The following is a 15,265-nucleotide window of genomic DNA, read 5'->3' as shown; positions in this document are numbered from 1 at the left end:
GCTTTTCTGATCGGCAGTCACGACTTGAGATCAAAGCCAGCCCAGCGCTTTCGCTGCGCGGATCGCTTCCGCGCGGCGTTTGCAATCCAGCTTGCGGAACAGGTTTCCGAGATGGAATTTTACCGTCACTTCCGAGATGTTGAGGGTCTGCGCGATCTTCTTGTTCGACATGCCGCTGGCCAGCAATTGCAGCATCTGTGCTTCCCGCTGCGAAAGCCCGCCATGCAGGGCGCGTGCCTGCGGCGAGTTGACCGAGGCGGCGAAAATCGACAGCGCGTTCCGGACATCGGAAGAGGTTTCGATGAAACCGCGGATACGGCGATTGTTCAGAAGCGGCGACAGGAATATGCGCTCCTCCGACAGGACGCCGTTGCAGCCAAGGCGCGTCGCCGATTCAAGTGCGTTGAGGATATGGGCGCGGGCGCCGGCACTGTCACGACGCTGGTGTGCGGCATAGCTCTGCCATATTCTGAGCGCGACCTTTTCGCGGTTGGTGACCTTGGGGTTGGCGATCATTGCATCCATCTGCCGGGAGAGATAGGCGCGCGGCGTGAAAAGATGTACCGCGTCGCGGAGCCAGGCCATCACATAGGCGATTTCGTCGCGCCGCGTGAGCCGGGCAAGGTCCTCATTCGCGCTCTCCACCCAGTTGCGACCCATCGGCATGCGAATTGCCGATAGCGTCGCTGCCGCATCCGCCCAGCGGTTGGCGTTCTGGTAGGCGATGGCCGTTCTGATCTCCATCATCGCATGGAATTGCAGCCCTTCCGAAAGGTGAATCCACAGGCCGTCGAGAAAGCCCGGACGAACGGTCATCGGAAAATGATCGATCAGCACCTGCGAGGCATAATGCAGGGCAAACTGCATCAGGCTCGGCCATATCTCGGCGGCGGCGAAGTGGTCGAATTCATGCTCGACGAAGTGCAACAGGTCGCGCGGTTTTCCCGCCTCATAGGCAAGGCAGGCTTCCGCCAGCCGCAGCATTCGGAACTCCTGCGCGGCGTCGTGTGGCACCTGTTCCAACCTCGTGCGCGCATCCTGTGCCGCGCGACGGGCCAAGAGCACATCACCGCTCATCAGTCGCAGGACGATCTGGTGCAGATGGATGAAGAATTCGAGCAGCGGCTGCCCGCCCATCTTGCGCAGATAGATAAGCGCGCGGGCGGCAGCGGCCTCGGCCTCGCGAAAATTACGGCGGCGGATTTCGAATTCCAGCAGCGCATTGTAATAGGCGGCCCATTTGCCGTGATCGTCCATGGGGTAATCGGCCATGAATTCCCCGAGGCGCGTTATCACAGCGTCATTGGGGGTCAGGTCCTCGGCAATCATCAGGTTAAGCCGGAAGGTGCGGGCGGCAAAGGAAAAACGCGAACCGCGGGCAAGCACCTTGAGTGGATCGAGATAATCCGAACCCAGGCTCTTGCCAAGCAGATGGCGCACGCGTTGCAATTCGCCCTGTTTCAGCAATGCGCGGGTGACGGCGAAGAGGACTGTTTCATTCGCCGCGATCATGTCCTGCGAAAACCGCATGATGATCTCGCGAAACCTGTCGACGCTGCTTCGGTAGATCAGTTCGCGCCCATGGGCGCGTTCTAGGATTTGCGCGGCGTGGGTCTCATAACCGCGGTCAAGCAACATGGCCATTGCCGCAAGCGCCCGCCCTTCCTTCTCGAATGCGGAAGCGACCTCTACCACTGCCCTGCCAGCCTGTAATGTGGCGAGACGTTCTCTCGCTGCCACGGTCAGAAGCCTTATCAGTGTGTCGTGTTTTTCCGGGTTTGCGATCAGGAAGGGCGGCAGAAGTTCTGCCCATTCAGCGTCGGGTTCTGCCGAGGGATTTTCCAGCCAGAGCGAAAGCGCGACCGTCTGGGCCGGTGACAGATGCGGCAGATAATTTTCCCGCAGATAGTCGACGCATAGTTTTTCGTCGGCGAGGCGAGCGAGAGACAGAAAGGCCGGCCATCCCGCATAATCATCGAGCGCCAGACGCTTCTGTTCTGTTGGAAGGCCCGCAGTCTCATCTTGGCCAAAGGCCAGTTCATTTGCTCCGATCGTCAGCGAACCACGATGCAATATTTGCCGCGCCAGCCCGCTGATACGTTGATCCGGACGGCAGGCGATGACCACGAAACGCACGGTTTCCAGAATAGGGGCGGGCATGCGGACCGCGCGTGCGAAGACCGGCACATCCCATAGCAGACAGCCTTTTGCCGCCTCATCACTTCTGGGCTGGTGCGTCCGGCATACCTCGGTCCCCAGCTCTTGTGCCAGCAAGTCCATAAGAATGCTTTTCCCGGCGCCCGCCGGCGCGCGCAGAAAGATCACGCCTGCGGTTTCGCTGGCGATACGGCGGCAGAGTGTGGTGCGCGGCAGAAGCGTCATTCAGACAGGGATAGGAGATCTGAATTCAAAAACCTATACTCATTTATCAAAAAACTATACCTTTTTGCGATTGTTCAAAAGGACATGTGGTGAAAACTTGTGCTCAGGAAACTGATGCACAAGGAACGGTCCACCGATGCAGCAACATCCGCTGGTCGCGATTTTGAACAGGCTCGGCGCTTTCGTACTGGTCATGATCGCCCTGTCCATCATGATTTTTGCTCTAGCCCGTGTGGTGCCGGGTGATCCCGCCCGCATGGCGCTCGGCCCTGCGGCAACACAGGAACAAGTTGATGCGCTGCGCGGCGAGATGGGTCTCGATAAGCCGCTCGCCGCCCAATACCTCGACTATATCGGCAACGCCCTGCACGGTGACCTGGGCTTCTCGCTGGTTTCCCAGCGCCCCGTCACCACCGATCTGGCCCAGACCGTTCCTGCGACCGTCGAACTGGTTCTGGTCTCAGTCATCTTCATGTTTGCCGTCGCCATCCCGCTCGGCGTCATCACGGCGCATTACCGCGACCGTCCGCTCGACCATATCGGCCGTATCCTCTCGCTCACCGGCGTGACGATCCCGAGCTTTCTGTTTGCCATCACGCTGCAATTGCTGGCCGCTCGCTTTCTCTCCGGCTGGCCCATCATCGGTAGGCTCGATCACTCACTTGGCTGGCAGGGTGGCCCGACGGGCTTCATCCTGATCGACGCTACGCTTGCCGGACGGTTCGATGTGGTGCTGGATGCGCTGAAGCACCTTGCGCTGCCGGCCTTTGCGCTCTCCATGGCCGGTATCGGCCAGATCACTCGCATCACGCGTTCCTCGATGATCGAGAACCAGCGCAAGGATCACGTGCTCACCCTGCAAAGCTTCGGCGTGCCGGAGCGGGTCATCATCTTCCGTTATCTGCTGAAGCTTTCCTCCATCGCGCCGCTGACGATCATGGGGCTCGAATTCGCCTCGCTGATCGGCAATGCCTTCGTGATCGAAATGGTCTTCGCCTGGGGCGGATTCGCGTCCTACGGGCTGAACGCCATCCTTCAGAAAGACCTCAATGCCGTGACTGCCGTGGTGCTGGTGGCCGGCCTGTTCTTCATCGTTGCGAACCTGATCGTTGATGTCCTGATCTCGATCATCGACCCGCGCCTGCGCCGCAAGGAGGCTCGCTGATGGCTGATATGAAAATGCTCGAACCCACTGATCGGGGCTTAAGCGCCGGTTACATGATGTGGTACCGCTTCAGCCGCAATCCGGCAGCGGTCATCGGTTCGCTGATCCTGTTGTCGGTGCTGGTTCTGGCGATCTTTGCGCCCTGGCTTACACCCTATCCCAAACATATCGGCGCGGTCGTCGATTTCCGTGCCCGCCACATGCCGCCGGATCTGGAGCACTGGTTCGGAACCGACAAGGCAGGACGCGACATCTTTTCCCGCACTGTCTTCGGGCTCAGGGTCTCGCTTCTTCTCGTCATCGGCGTGCTCGGCATCTCGGTCCCGGTCGGCACCGTGCTTGGCCTGGTCGCCGGTTATTTCGGCGGCTGGACCGAGAAAATCATCAGCGGCCTGACGAATGTGATGCTGGCCATGCCGCCCCTCGTCATGGCGCTGGCGGTCTCCAACCTGCTGGAACCCACCTTGATGAACGCCATGATCGCGATCACGCTTCTATGGTGGACCTGGCATGCGCGGCTGATCTATTCGGTGTCGAAATCCATCGCATCCGAGGACTACATCGAAGCGGCACGTCTTGCAGGTGCGGGTCCGCTGCACATTCTCTTTCGCGAAATTCTGCCCAATTGCGTCTCGGTCATATCAGTCAAGACGACGCTGGATGCGGCATTCGTCATCCTCTTTGGTGCGACGCTGAGTTTCCTCGGTTTCGGCGTCAAGCCGCCAACTCCCGATCTCGGCTCGATGGTTGCCGATGGGCGCCAGTTCATGCCGGATTTCTGGTGGGAGGTCCTCTGCCCCGGCGCGGCCGTGCTTTACGTGACGCTGGGTTTCAATCTGCTGGGCGACGGCCTGCGTGACATGTTCGACGTGGAAAGCTAAAGCCATGACTGAACCGCTTCTCAAAGTCGAAAACCTCAACGTCAGCTTCACCAATTACGGCCGCACGCGCCAGGTGCTGCGCGATGTCGCCTTCACAGTCTCAGCCGGCGAGCGGGTGGCGCTGATCGGCGAAACCGGATCGGGTAAATCGGTCACCGCCAAGGCTATCATCGGCACTTTGCCGAAGAATGCCACTATTGCCTCCGGCGCCATTGTCATCGACGGGCGGGATGTACTCGCCATGCCGCGAAGGGAACGCGAGGCGCTGAAGGGAACGGCGTTTTCGCTGATCATGCAGGACCCGCTGTCTTCCTTCAATCCGGTCTTCAAGATCGGCACGCATCTCGATGATGTCATGCGCTTTGCCGACAAGCGCAACGGCATCAACTCGTCCAAGGCAGAGCGCCGCACCCGTATCGCAGCGGTTCTGCGCCGCGTACAGCTTGGCGATACCGAGCGGGTCATGAATGCCTATCCGTCCGAGCTTTCGGGCGGCATGCGCCAGCGCGTGTTGATCGGGCTTGCGTTGCTGCATCAGCCGAAGCTCCTCATCGCGGATGAGCCCGGCACCGCGCTCGACGTCACCACGCAGGACGAAATTCTCAATCTCATCAACCAGCTGGTTGCCGAAGAAAATATGGCGCTGCTGATGATCACCCATAATCTCGGTGTCGTACGTAAGGTGGCGGATCGGGTCGTGGTTATGCACCATGGCGACATCGTCGAGACCGGTCCCTGCAAGCAAATCCTGCACGCTCCCGCTGCGGACTACACGCGTTCGCTGCTGGATGCGGTGCCGCCGCTCTACGGTCCGCGTGTCGCCGATCTGGCGCAGAGCACACGCTCGCCGATCGTTACCATCGAGGGCCTGAACAAGATTTACGGCAGACGCAACGGTTACCACGCCGTGCGCGACGTGAACCTGACGCTGAAGGACGGCGAAATTTTCGGTCTTGCGGGCGAGTCCGGTTCTGGAAAAACCTCGGTCGCCCGGATGATCATGGGACTTTCTCGCCCGACCTCCGGCAATCTTGTCATCGACGCCCCGTCTCCCGGCCGTGGCAAGCGGCTGACGCAGATCGTCTATCAAAATCCGGGCACTTCCCTAAATCCGAAGCGTACAGTCAGGCAGACGCTTACCCTACCGTTGAAATCCATCGGTATGGACGGTGAGGCGCGCGAACGCCGGATGCAGGAACTGATGGGGCTGGTGCGATTGCCGCAATCCTATCTCGGTAAATATCCGCATGAACTTTCCGGCGGACAGAAGCAGCGTGTCGCCATTGCCCGTGCACTCGCGGCTGAACCGAAGATCCTCATCCTCGACGAGCCGACGGCGGCGCTTGATGTCTCCGTGCAGAAGACCGTTATCGACCTTCTGCTGCAGCTGCGGGAAGAGCTTGGCCTGACCTATCTAATGATCTCGCACGACCTCTCGCTGATGCGCAATTTCTGTTCGCGCATCGCCATCATGCTGCGTGGCGAGATCGTCGAGGAAGGGGTGACGTCTGCGGTTTTCGCCGAGCCGAAGCATCCCTACACCCGCGCCCTTATCGCGGCGATCCCCGTCGTCACCGACGAGGAAGAGCGCCTGAAACCCACCGTGACAGAGGAAGAGCGTATGCGCTTCCTCGTAAAAACGACCGATTGATAAAAGAGGAGCCTGACGTGTATCGCGTTGGAATTGACGTCGGCGGCACAAATACCGATGCCGTTGTGTTACAGGAAAAGACTGTTCTGGCGGGGGTGAAAGCCTCCACCACCGAAGATGTGACGTCCGGTGTCATCGAAGCCCTTGAAAAGGTGATCGAGGCGTCGGGCATCGACAGGGCACACATCGGTGCCGTGATGATCGGCACCACGCATTTCACCAATGCGGTGATCGAGCGGCGGCATATGGACGAGGTCGCCGCCATCCGGATCGGCCTGCCGTCCGGCGCCGGCCTGCCGCCGATGGTCGACTGGCCGGATGACCTCCGGGAAATCGTTGGTAACCACGGTTATCAGGTCCGCGGCGGATATGAATTCGACGGTCGCGAAATCTCAGCCCTCGATGAGGACGAGATTGTCCGCATCGCCGCCGATATCCGCGCAAAGGGCCTGAAGGCCGCGGCTGTCACCTGCGTCTTCAGCGGCATCAATGATGCGATGGAAGTGCGGGCGAAGGATATCCTGCAGGAGCGCTGCCCCGGCCTGCCGGTGGTTATGTCCAAGGATATCGGACGGCATGGTCTGCTCGCCCGCGAAAGTGCTGCGATCATGAATGCCAGCCTTCTTTCGCTTGCGGACCGCACCGTTGCCGCTTTCGGCGAGGCGCTGAAGGCAGCGGGCATAACCTGCCCGTTCTACATCACCCAGAACGACGGCACGCTGATGGCGGCGGATGTGGTGCGCGGCTTCCCTGTGCTCACCTTCGCCTCCGGCCCGACGAATTCCATGCGCGGCGCTGCTTTCCTCACCGGCCTCAAGGATGCCGTGGTCGTGGATGTCGGCGGCACCACCTCCGATGTCGGCTCGCTGTCGCACGGCTTTCCGCGCCAGGCGTCCACGACGGTGGATATTGGTGGCGTGCGCACCAATTTCCGCATGCCGGATGTGTTCTCGATCGGTCTCGGTGGCGGCTCGCTGGTGGTCAATGGCGAACATGGCCTCACCGTTGGCCCGAAATCAGTCGGTTACCGCGTCCGCCGTGAGGCGCTCTGCTTCGGCGGCACGACCCTGACTGCAACCGATATCGCTGTCGCCTCCGGCAAGGCGGACGTGGGCGAGAAGGCTCTGGTTTCCACTCTGGACAAGCGGCTGGTGGATGCCGCAGTCAAAAAGATCAACGACATGCTCGAGTCCTGTGTGGAGCGCAGCCGCATCTCGTCATCACCGGTCCCGGTGATCGCCGTTGGCGGCGGCTCCATTCTCATGCCTGACCGTATCGGTGATCTGGACGTCATCCGCCCCGAGAATTTCGCGGTGGCGAATGCCGTGGGTGCAGCGATCGCGCAGATCAGCGGCGAGACGGACCGCGTCTTCTCGCTGATCGAGGGGCGCACGCGTGAAAGCGCGCTTGCGGAGGCGGAGGCCGAGGCACGCGAAAAGGCGATTGCGGCTGGCGCAGTGGCCGAAACGCTGGAAGTCATCGAGCGCGAGGATATGCCGCTTGCCTATCTGCCCGGCAATGCCACCCGCATTCATGTGAAAGTCGTTGGAGAAATGGGAGCCAATCATGGCTGAGACGCGCAAGCTGAAATATGACGAAGCGACATTGCGTACGCTGACGAGGGAAGATCTCGACGCGCTGGAAATCGGTGCGGGCATTCTCGGCACCGGCGGCGGCGGCAATCCCTATCTGGGCAAGCTGCTTGCACTCGAGGCCATGAAGGCCGGTTACGAGATGAAGATCCTTGCGACAGACGCCATCGAGCCGGACGCGCTTTGCATGTCCATCGGCGGCATTGGCGCCCCCGTTGTCGGCGTGGAGCGCATTCGCGAGGGCCGTGAGGGTCTGCGTTGCCTGCGCGCCATGGAAGAGCTGATCCGCACGCCGGTAGACGCCATCGTCTGCGAGGAAATCGGCGGCTCGAACTCCATGAACCCGCTGGTGACGGCGGCGCTTGGTGGCCTGCCGATCCTCGATTGCGACGGCATGGGCCGGGCTTTCCCAGAGATGCAGATGACGACCTTCTCCATCTATGGCCACAGTTCGACGCCATCGGTGATGTGCGACCTGCACGGCAATGCCGTGATCTTCAGCCACGCCGTTTCCGAAGTCTGGCACGAGCGCATGGCCCGCGCCTGCGTCGTTTCTCAGGGCGGCGGCGCAATGCTGGCGACCGCGCCGATGCAGGCGCACTACGTGCACCAGTATGGTATTCCGAAAACCTACACCAAGGCGATCGCGCTCGGCGAGGCGGTGATCCGTGCCCGCAAGCAGCAGGAAGACCCGATTGCGGCAGTCTGCGCGCTTGAAGGCGGACGGCGCATCTTCAACGGCAAGATCACCGATCTGAAACGCCATCTGCGCGGCGGTTTCGCCGTGGGCGATGTCGAGCTTTCCGGCTTCGACGATTGCTCGGGCCAGATGGCGAGCGTGGCGATCCAGAACGAATTCCTGCTGTTCCGCCGTGACGGCAAGGTGGAAGTGACCGTCCCTGATCTGATCGTCTTGCTCGATGTCGATACCGGTTACCCGATCACCACCGAAGTCCTGCGTTACGGCCAGCGCGTGGCCGTCGTCGCGATCCCCTGCCACGATCTGCTGCGCAGCGCCCGCGCGCTCGAAGTCGTTGGACCGGCGGCTTTCGGTTACCCGGACATTCCTTTCTCACCGCTGCCCGTCCCGGTCGGCAAGGCTGCCTAACCATAAGCGGGGCAAATGACCCGCAATAAAGAGGAGAACGACAATGAAAATGCCAGGACTTCCTTCCCGCCTTGCCGTGCTTGCGCTCGGCACGGCAATCGCGTTGCCGCTTGTTTCTTCCGCTGCTTTTGCGGATGACAAGGTTTCGGTCACGGTCAACACCATGCAGATATTCAGCTCGCTCGACCCGGCGAAAGTGACTGACTATACCGGCTACATGGCCATCGTGAACATGTATGACGGCCTGACCACGGTGAATGCCAAGGGCGAAATCGTGCCGCAGCTGGCAAAGTCCTGGGATATTTCTGCAGACGGCCTGACCTATACCTTCCATCTGCGCGACGATGCGAAGTTCCAGGATGGCACGGCGGTGAAGGCTGCCGATCTCGTCTGGTCGGTGCAGCGCCTGCTCGGCATCAACAAGGGTCCGTCGAACCTCATCGTCGGTGTGCTGAAGCCCGAAAACGTCAGCGCGCCCGATGATGCGACGCTCGTCATGAAGATCGAGCGTCAGTTTTCGCCCTTCATGGCCTCCACGCCGCTGATGATGGCGTTGAACAAGACGTTGATCGAAGCCAATGCCAAGCCCGAAGACAAGTGGGGCGAGGCCTATGTGGGCGAACATTCCGCCGGTTCCGGCCCATACAAGCTCGTCAGCTACAACCGTTCTGCCGATATGGTCATTGCCCGCAATGCGGACTATTTCCTTGGCTGGACCAAGGGCAAGCCGATCGACGAAGTACGCTTCGTCCAGACGAGCGACGACGCTACCGTCAAGGCGCTGGCTGAAAAGGGCGAACTTGGCCTTTCCTCGCACGGCCTTGGCAACGACACCTATGAATCAATCGGCCGGATGAAGGGTTACAAGCTGATCCAGACCCGCACCGCCGGCGGTTTCGTCATCAAGCTCAACACCAAGGTTTACCCGACCGACGACGTTCACGTTCGTCGCGCCATTGCCTATGCGACGGATTACAAGACGATCCAGGAAGTGATCTATCCCGGTTTCGACATGCAGGGGCCGCTATCTGACGCTTTCAAGGACGCGCATAACGGCGATATTCAGCCCGGCGTCTACGATCTGGAAAAGGCGAAGGAAGAACTGGCGAAGTCGAAATATGCCGGCCAGAAGATCACGCTGGTCAACAGCTATGTCGCTTCGCTGGCCTTCGAGGCGGAAGTGGCGCTGCTTTTGCAATCCAGCCTCGAGCAAATCGGTATTACGCTCGATATCAAGCCAGAGCCTTGGAACCGTATCGTCGAGCTTTCCTCCAAGCCTGAAACGACGCCTGCGTCGACGCAGGTGAATATCTCGCCGACCTATCCGTCTCCGGATGCGATGTTCTACAACCAGTATCACTCCAAGGCATCAGGCACATGGATGTCGATGGAATGGCTGCAGAACGCGGAAATCGACGGGCTGATCGACAAGGTCCGTGCCACGACCGATACCAGCGAACAGAACGCAACCTACAAGGAACTGCAGACCAAGATCGCCGATCTTCAACCGGATGTGTGGGCGGTTGCGCCGAACCGCCGTTATGCGGCGAACAAGTGCCTTCAGGGTTACGAGTTCATTCCCATGCAGAGCTGGGACCTGAACTTCTCCAACTTCCATTGGGACTGCAAGGCGGAGTGATCTCCGTCCCATGAAAAGCGGTCCCGCCGCAGGGCGGGGCCGATGAGACTTGGAACGATAAAGGGAAGGAGCATCGCTTGCGCCGGAAAGGCTGCGGCATGCCCGAGGATGACGCATGATCCAGGAATTTTCCGAAGACGACATCGAACCTCTTGCCACCGGCGCCTGGATTCTGGGAACGGGCGGTGGAGGCAATCCCTATATCTCGACGCTCAATCTGCGCCGTCTTTATGCCGAAGGCAGACGGGTGAAGGTCATGGACCCCATGGCGCTTGCTGATGACGACATGGTTGCGGTCGTCTCCAAGATGGGTGCACCGCTTGTTGGTCAGGAACGGCTGGGAGACCCCGTTCATCTTGCCCGCGCGGTCGAGGTCATGGAAGATTATCTCGGCAAGCCTTTCCGGGCGATCATGAGCGTGGAAATCGGCGGCTCGAATGCGTTATCGTCCTTCCTCGCCGCCGCCATGCTCGACCGGCCCGTCGTCAATGCCGATGCCATGGGACGTGCTTATCCCGAAGCGCAGATGACCTCATTCGCCATCGGCAACCTGCCGATGTTTCCGCTGTCGCTCGTCGATGTACGCGACAATGAGGTGATCGTGACGCGCGCTGCATCGTGGAAATGGATGGAGCGCATCTCGCGCAAGGTCTGCACCGAAGTCGGCTCTACCGCCGCCACCTGCAAGGCGCCGCGCACCGGCAAGGAAGTGAAGGAATGGGGCATTCATTACACCGTCACAAAGGCGACCGAACTCGGGCGCGCGGTGATGGAGGCGCGTGCACGCCATGATGACCCGGTTCAGGCGGTTCTCAACCATGAGGGTGGCAAACAGCTGTTCCGCGGCAAGGTGGTGGATGTCGCCCGCGAGACCACCGGTGGCTTTCTGCGCGGCAGTACGACCATTGAAGGCATCGACGCCGATCGCGGCTCACGCATGGAACTTGCCTTCCAGAACGAGTGGGCGGTCGCCTTCCGCGACGGCCTGCCGGTCGCCATGACGCCGGACCTGATCTGCCTTCTCGACACTGTTTCGGGCAGCGCCATCGGCACGGAATCGGTGCGCTATGGCCAGCGTGTCACGGTTATCGCCCTGCCGGCGCCGGAACTCTTGACGACGCCTGCCGGCATTGCTGCCGTTGGCCCGCGTGCCTTCGGTTATGACATTGATTTCAGATCGGTATTCCCATGAAACGCATCGGTATTGACGTTGGCGGCACCAATACGGATGCCGTTCTGATCGATGGAGACGCCATCGTTGCCTCGATCAAGGTTCCGACCACGCAGGATGTCCTGTCCGGCGTGAAGGCGGCCCTCGCTCACGTGTCTGGCCATGTCGGCGCGGCAGATCGCCCGATCGATGCGGTCATGATCGGCACCACCCATTTCACCAATGCTGTCGTGGAGCGCGCCCGGCTGGAGCGGGTTGCGGCCATCCGCATCGCGCTGCCGACCGGTTCTTCACTGCCGCCCATGTGCGACTGGCCGAAGGATCTCTACGAGGCTGTCGATCCGCTGATCTTCATGGTTCATGGTGGCCATGAATACGATGGCAGTCCGCTGGTGCCGATGATCCCGGATGAAATCCGTGAAGCGGCGATGAAAATCCGCGATGCAGGCATTACCTCGATCGCCATTTCGGCAACCTTTTCGCCGCTGACCACGGAGTGCGAGGTGAGGGCGGCGGAGATTGTCCGTTCGGTGATCCCCGATGCACGCATCACGCTTTCCCATACGCTGGGCCGTATCGGGCTTCTGGAGCGCGAAAACGTCGCACTTCTGAATGCCGCCTTGCAGACACTTGGCAGGACCACGGTACAGGCATTTTCGGATGCGCTGCGCGAAGCGGGTGTGAAGGCGCCGTTCTATCTTACACAGAATGACGGCACCGTGGCGCTTGCGGATGTAGCTGCCGCAAACCCCGTGCACAGCTTCGCTTCCGGCCCGACCAATTCGATGCGTGGGGCCGCTCTTCTCACAGGGCTTTCCGATGCCATGGTGGTGGATGTCGGCGGCACCACCTCCGATATTGGTTGCCTTGTCGGTGGTTTTCCGCGTGAGGCAAATAATATCGTCCATATTGGCGGGGTCCGCACCCTGTTCCGCATGCCCGATCTTCTACCTATAGCACTGGGCGGCGGCACCATTGTCGATCCGCAGACAGGCAAGATCGGCCCGCGCTCGGTTGGGTATCGCATCCTGACCGAAGCCCGCGTTTTCGGCGGCGAGACACTGACGGCATCGGATATCGCCGTTGCGGCAGGCCTGATCGAGATGGGTGACAGGGATCGTGTGAAGGGCCTCGATCCGGCATTCGTGCAGGCGACGCTCGGGCGTATCCGCGACATGGTGGCCGACAGTTTCGACCAGATGAAGACATCAGCCGAAGACGTGCCGCTGGTTGCGGTCGGCGGCGGCGCATTCCTGATCCCGGAGCAGGTGCCGGGCGCATCCGAGGTGCTGCGTGTGGAAAATGCAGGCGTTGCCAATGCACTTGGCGCAGCGATGGCGCAGGTGTCCGGTGAGGTGGATCAGGTCTTTTCCGGGTTGAGCCGCGACGAGGCCCTTGCGAAAGCCGAGACCGAAGCGCAGAACGCAGCGGTCGCTTCGGGAGCGGAGCGCGCGAGCCTCAAGACGCTTGAGGTGGAGGATATTCCCATCGCCTATCTGCCTGGCGGCGCTCGCAGGGTCCGCGTGCGTGTTATCGGCGATATCGCCTTTCATTGATGGTAAGAGGCCCTGCCTGCGGCGGGGCAACAGTGGAGTGAGCATATGACGAAGATCGCACTGGCCATTCACGGTGGTTGCGGGGTTATGCCGGAAGACAGCATGACTCCGGAGGAATGGGAAGCGGCGCGCCACGATCTGGCGGCGGCACTGCGCGCCGGTTATGGTGTGCTCAAGGCTGGCGGAACTGCGCTGGAAGCGGTTGAGGCGGCAGTCGTCGTTATGGAGGACAGCCCGCATTTCAACGCAGGCCATGGGGCGGCGCTCAACGAGAATGGCATTCACGAACTCGATGCGTCGATCATGGATGGCAAGACCCTTGCCGCAGGCGCAATCAGCGCCTCCCGCGCCATCCGCAACCCGGTGAAGGCGGCCCGGGCGCTGATGGAGGATGAACGCGCAGTCTATCTCACCGGTGAAGCGGCTGACCGGTTTGCGCAGGAGAAGGGGCTTGCCACGGAGCCTCAATCCTATTTCACCACTCAAAAGCGTGTCGAGGCGCTGGCGGCCATGAAGGCCCATGCCACTGCAGGTACGGAAGCGACGGAAAACGAAAAACACGGAACCGTCGGTGCCGTGGCACTCGATGCTGCTGGGCATCTCGCAGCCGCGACATCCACCGGCGGCTACACCAACAAGCCTGACGGCCGGGTGGGTGACAGCCCGGTGATCGGGGCGGGCACCTATGCACGCGACGGCGCCTGCGCCGTTTCCGGCACCGGCAAGGGTGAATTTTTCATCCGTTACGTCGTCGGCCATGAGATCGCGTCCCGTGTCGCCTATCTCGGGCAGGATCTGGAAACCGCCGCCGGCAACCTCGTCCACAAGGATCTGGCGCCATACGATATCGGTGCGGGTCTTGTTGCCATCGATGCCGAAGGCAGCATTGCCGCACCCTATAATACGCCCGGCATGTTCCGGGGCTGGGTGACTCCATCAGGAAAGGCCCATGTTGCCACCCACGACAGGGTCTATGACGTGGAATTGTAACCGGCGACCGACCGGGCCGAATGACAGTGCGAAAAAAACCGGTGACATGAAGGCCTATCGGCGGCAAAAGGTCTGAACCAAAACCGGCTCGTCTTTTCATCCCATGGTGCTGGCCTCATGAATATCAAGCAGCTCGAAGTCCTTCGCACGCTTCTTTCCACCGGCTCGACCATCGCCACCGCCAAGGCCATGGGGCTAAGCCAGTCCGGTATCAGCCGGCTTCTGGCTCAGCTCGAGGCGGACCTGTCGCTGACGCTGTTTGCCCGTGACAAGGGGCGGCTGATCCCGACGCCGGAGGCAGCGCTTCTCGCGCGTGACGCGGAAAATGTGCTGCTTGCTGTCGACCGCATGTCCGGCCATGCCGAAGATCTGCGCAATGGTGCTGCCGGTCCGGAAATCGTCCGCATCGGCCTGCCGAGCAGCATGTGGGAGAACTTCGCGCCCGCCATGCTGATAGACTATGTCAGGGATTTCCCCGGCGTGCGCATCGAGACTTTCTTTGAAACGACCACCGCCATCAACAGGCTGGTTGGCGAGCGGGTGATCGACCTCGGTTTCCTGCGCATGGAAGGTGAGATTGGACCGGGCATTGATGTCGAGCGTGTCGCCACCGGCAAAAGCGTCTGCGTGGTCCGTCAGGATCACCCTTTAGCCGAGCTTGCCGAGATAACGGTGAAGGACCTGCGCAACATTCCGCTCATTCTGATCGGCCGGCAGCGGCCGAACCGCATGGCGCTCGAGCAGGTCTTCAAGAAAGCGGGCGTCAAGCCCATGGTGAAGATCGAGACCCACACCAACAGTTCCGCATGTGCCTATGTCGCGCATGGTCTGGGCGTTACGATCATCAGCAGTTTTTATGCTAACCTCTACAGGCACCTTCCCGTCGTGGCGCTGCCCTTCATTCCGCAATCAACCCAGGAGTTCGGTCTTGCCCGGGCCTCGGGCGCACCGCTGTCCATCGCGGCGCAGGCACTCAGCGACGCCTTGAAGCAGCAAATCCAGCTTTCGCAAAAAATCGACTGAAAACAGGGTTTTTCGCGAGAAATCTCATTGTCCCTGTCAGGATGAAACGTGCCACCATTCTGCATAGGCATATGACGTTTATGCATAATATTGCGCGTTATTTATCA

11 protein-coding genes are annotated in these 15,265 nt (G+C 60.7%); 10 read left to right on the top strand and 1 reads right to left on the bottom strand.

What is annotated here, in order from left to right:
* Nucleotides 1-30: 30 nt before the first annotated feature.
* On the bottom strand, nucleotides 31-2,382 hold the full coding sequence (locus FB593_RS10290; RefSeq protein WP_060642309.1) for a helix-turn-helix transcriptional regulator: 2,352 nt from the start codon (nucleotides 2,380-2,382) through the stop codon (nucleotides 31-33).
* Nucleotides 2,383-2,518: 136 nt separating this feature from the next.
* On the opposite strand from FB593_RS10290, the gene FB593_RS10285 reads away from it, so the two are divergent.
* From FB593_RS10285 to FB593_RS10240, 10 genes are all read left to right on the top strand, one after another.
* Complete coding sequence (locus tag FB593_RS10285) at nucleotides 2,519-3,547, top strand: ABC transporter permease (protein ID WP_060642308.1); 1,029 nt, start codon at nucleotides 2,519-2,521, stop codon at nucleotides 3,545-3,547.
* Entirely contained in the window at nucleotides 3,547-4,428 is an 882-nt protein-coding gene (locus FB593_RS10280; RefSeq protein ID WP_019564714.1) for an ABC transporter permease, read from the top strand. Before FB593_RS10285 ends, FB593_RS10280 begins: the two co-directional genes overlap by 1 nt.
* A 4-nt stretch (nucleotides 4,429-4,432) precedes the next feature.
* Nucleotides 4,433-6,079: an ATP-binding cassette domain-containing protein gene (locus tag FB593_RS10275; protein WP_060642307.1), complete on the top strand. Its 1,647-nt coding sequence runs from the start codon at nucleotides 4,433-4,435 to the stop codon at nucleotides 6,077-6,079.
* Nucleotides 6,080-6,096: 17 nt separating this feature from the next.
* Nucleotides 6,097-7,653 carry a hydantoinase/oxoprolinase N-terminal domain-containing protein gene (locus FB593_RS10270; RefSeq protein WP_026330690.1) on the top strand — a complete coding sequence of 519 codons (1,557 nt, stop codon included), beginning with the start codon at nucleotides 6,097-6,099 and terminating at the stop codon, nucleotides 7,651-7,653.
* On the top strand, nucleotides 7,646-8,779 hold the full coding sequence (locus FB593_RS10265) for a DUF917 domain-containing protein (RefSeq protein WP_080850012.1): 1,134 nt from the start codon (nucleotides 7,646-7,648) through the stop codon (nucleotides 8,777-8,779). Before FB593_RS10270 ends, FB593_RS10265 begins: the two co-directional genes overlap by 8 nt.
* A gap of 43 nt (nucleotides 8,780-8,822) precedes the next feature.
* A complete protein-coding gene (locus tag FB593_RS10260; RefSeq protein WP_186438806.1) occupies nucleotides 8,823-10,418 on the top strand; it encodes an ABC transporter substrate-binding protein in 1,596 nt (531 codons plus the stop codon).
* A gap of 115 nt (nucleotides 10,419-10,533) precedes the next feature.
* Nucleotides 10,534-11,610, top strand: a complete 1,077-nt coding sequence (locus FB593_RS10255; RefSeq protein WP_145166533.1) for a DUF917 domain-containing protein — start codon at nucleotides 10,534-10,536, stop codon at nucleotides 11,608-11,610.
* The gene (locus FB593_RS10250) at nucleotides 11,607-13,145 is read left to right on the top strand and encodes a hydantoinase/oxoprolinase N-terminal domain-containing protein (protein ID WP_145166532.1); all 1,539 of its coding nucleotides are present in this window, start codon (nucleotides 11,607-11,609) and stop codon (nucleotides 13,143-13,145) included. The genes FB593_RS10255 and FB593_RS10250 overlap by 4 nt, the downstream gene beginning before the upstream one ends.
* A gap of 45 nt (nucleotides 13,146-13,190) precedes the next feature.
* Nucleotides 13,191-14,135 carry an isoaspartyl peptidase/L-asparaginase family protein gene (locus FB593_RS10245; protein WP_145166531.1) on the top strand — a complete coding sequence of 315 codons (945 nt, stop codon included), beginning with the start codon at nucleotides 13,191-13,193 and terminating at the stop codon, nucleotides 14,133-14,135.
* A 117-nt stretch (nucleotides 14,136-14,252) separates the two neighbouring features.
* Entirely contained in the window at nucleotides 14,253-15,158 is a 906-nt protein-coding gene (locus FB593_RS10240) for a LysR family transcriptional regulator (RefSeq protein ID WP_065704200.1), read from the top strand.
* The last annotated feature ends 107 nt before the right edge of the window (nucleotides 15,159-15,265 follow it).

Origin of the sequence: Rhizobium sp. SJZ105 (genome assembly GCF_007828365.1) — a bacterium.
In the GTDB taxonomy this organism is placed as follows: Bacteria; Pseudomonadota; Alphaproteobacteria; order Rhizobiales; family Rhizobiaceae; genus Agrobacterium; species Agrobacterium tumefaciens.
The sequence above is the reverse complement of the archived record's forward strand: the minus strand, read 5'-3'. Positions and strand labels throughout refer to the sequence as shown.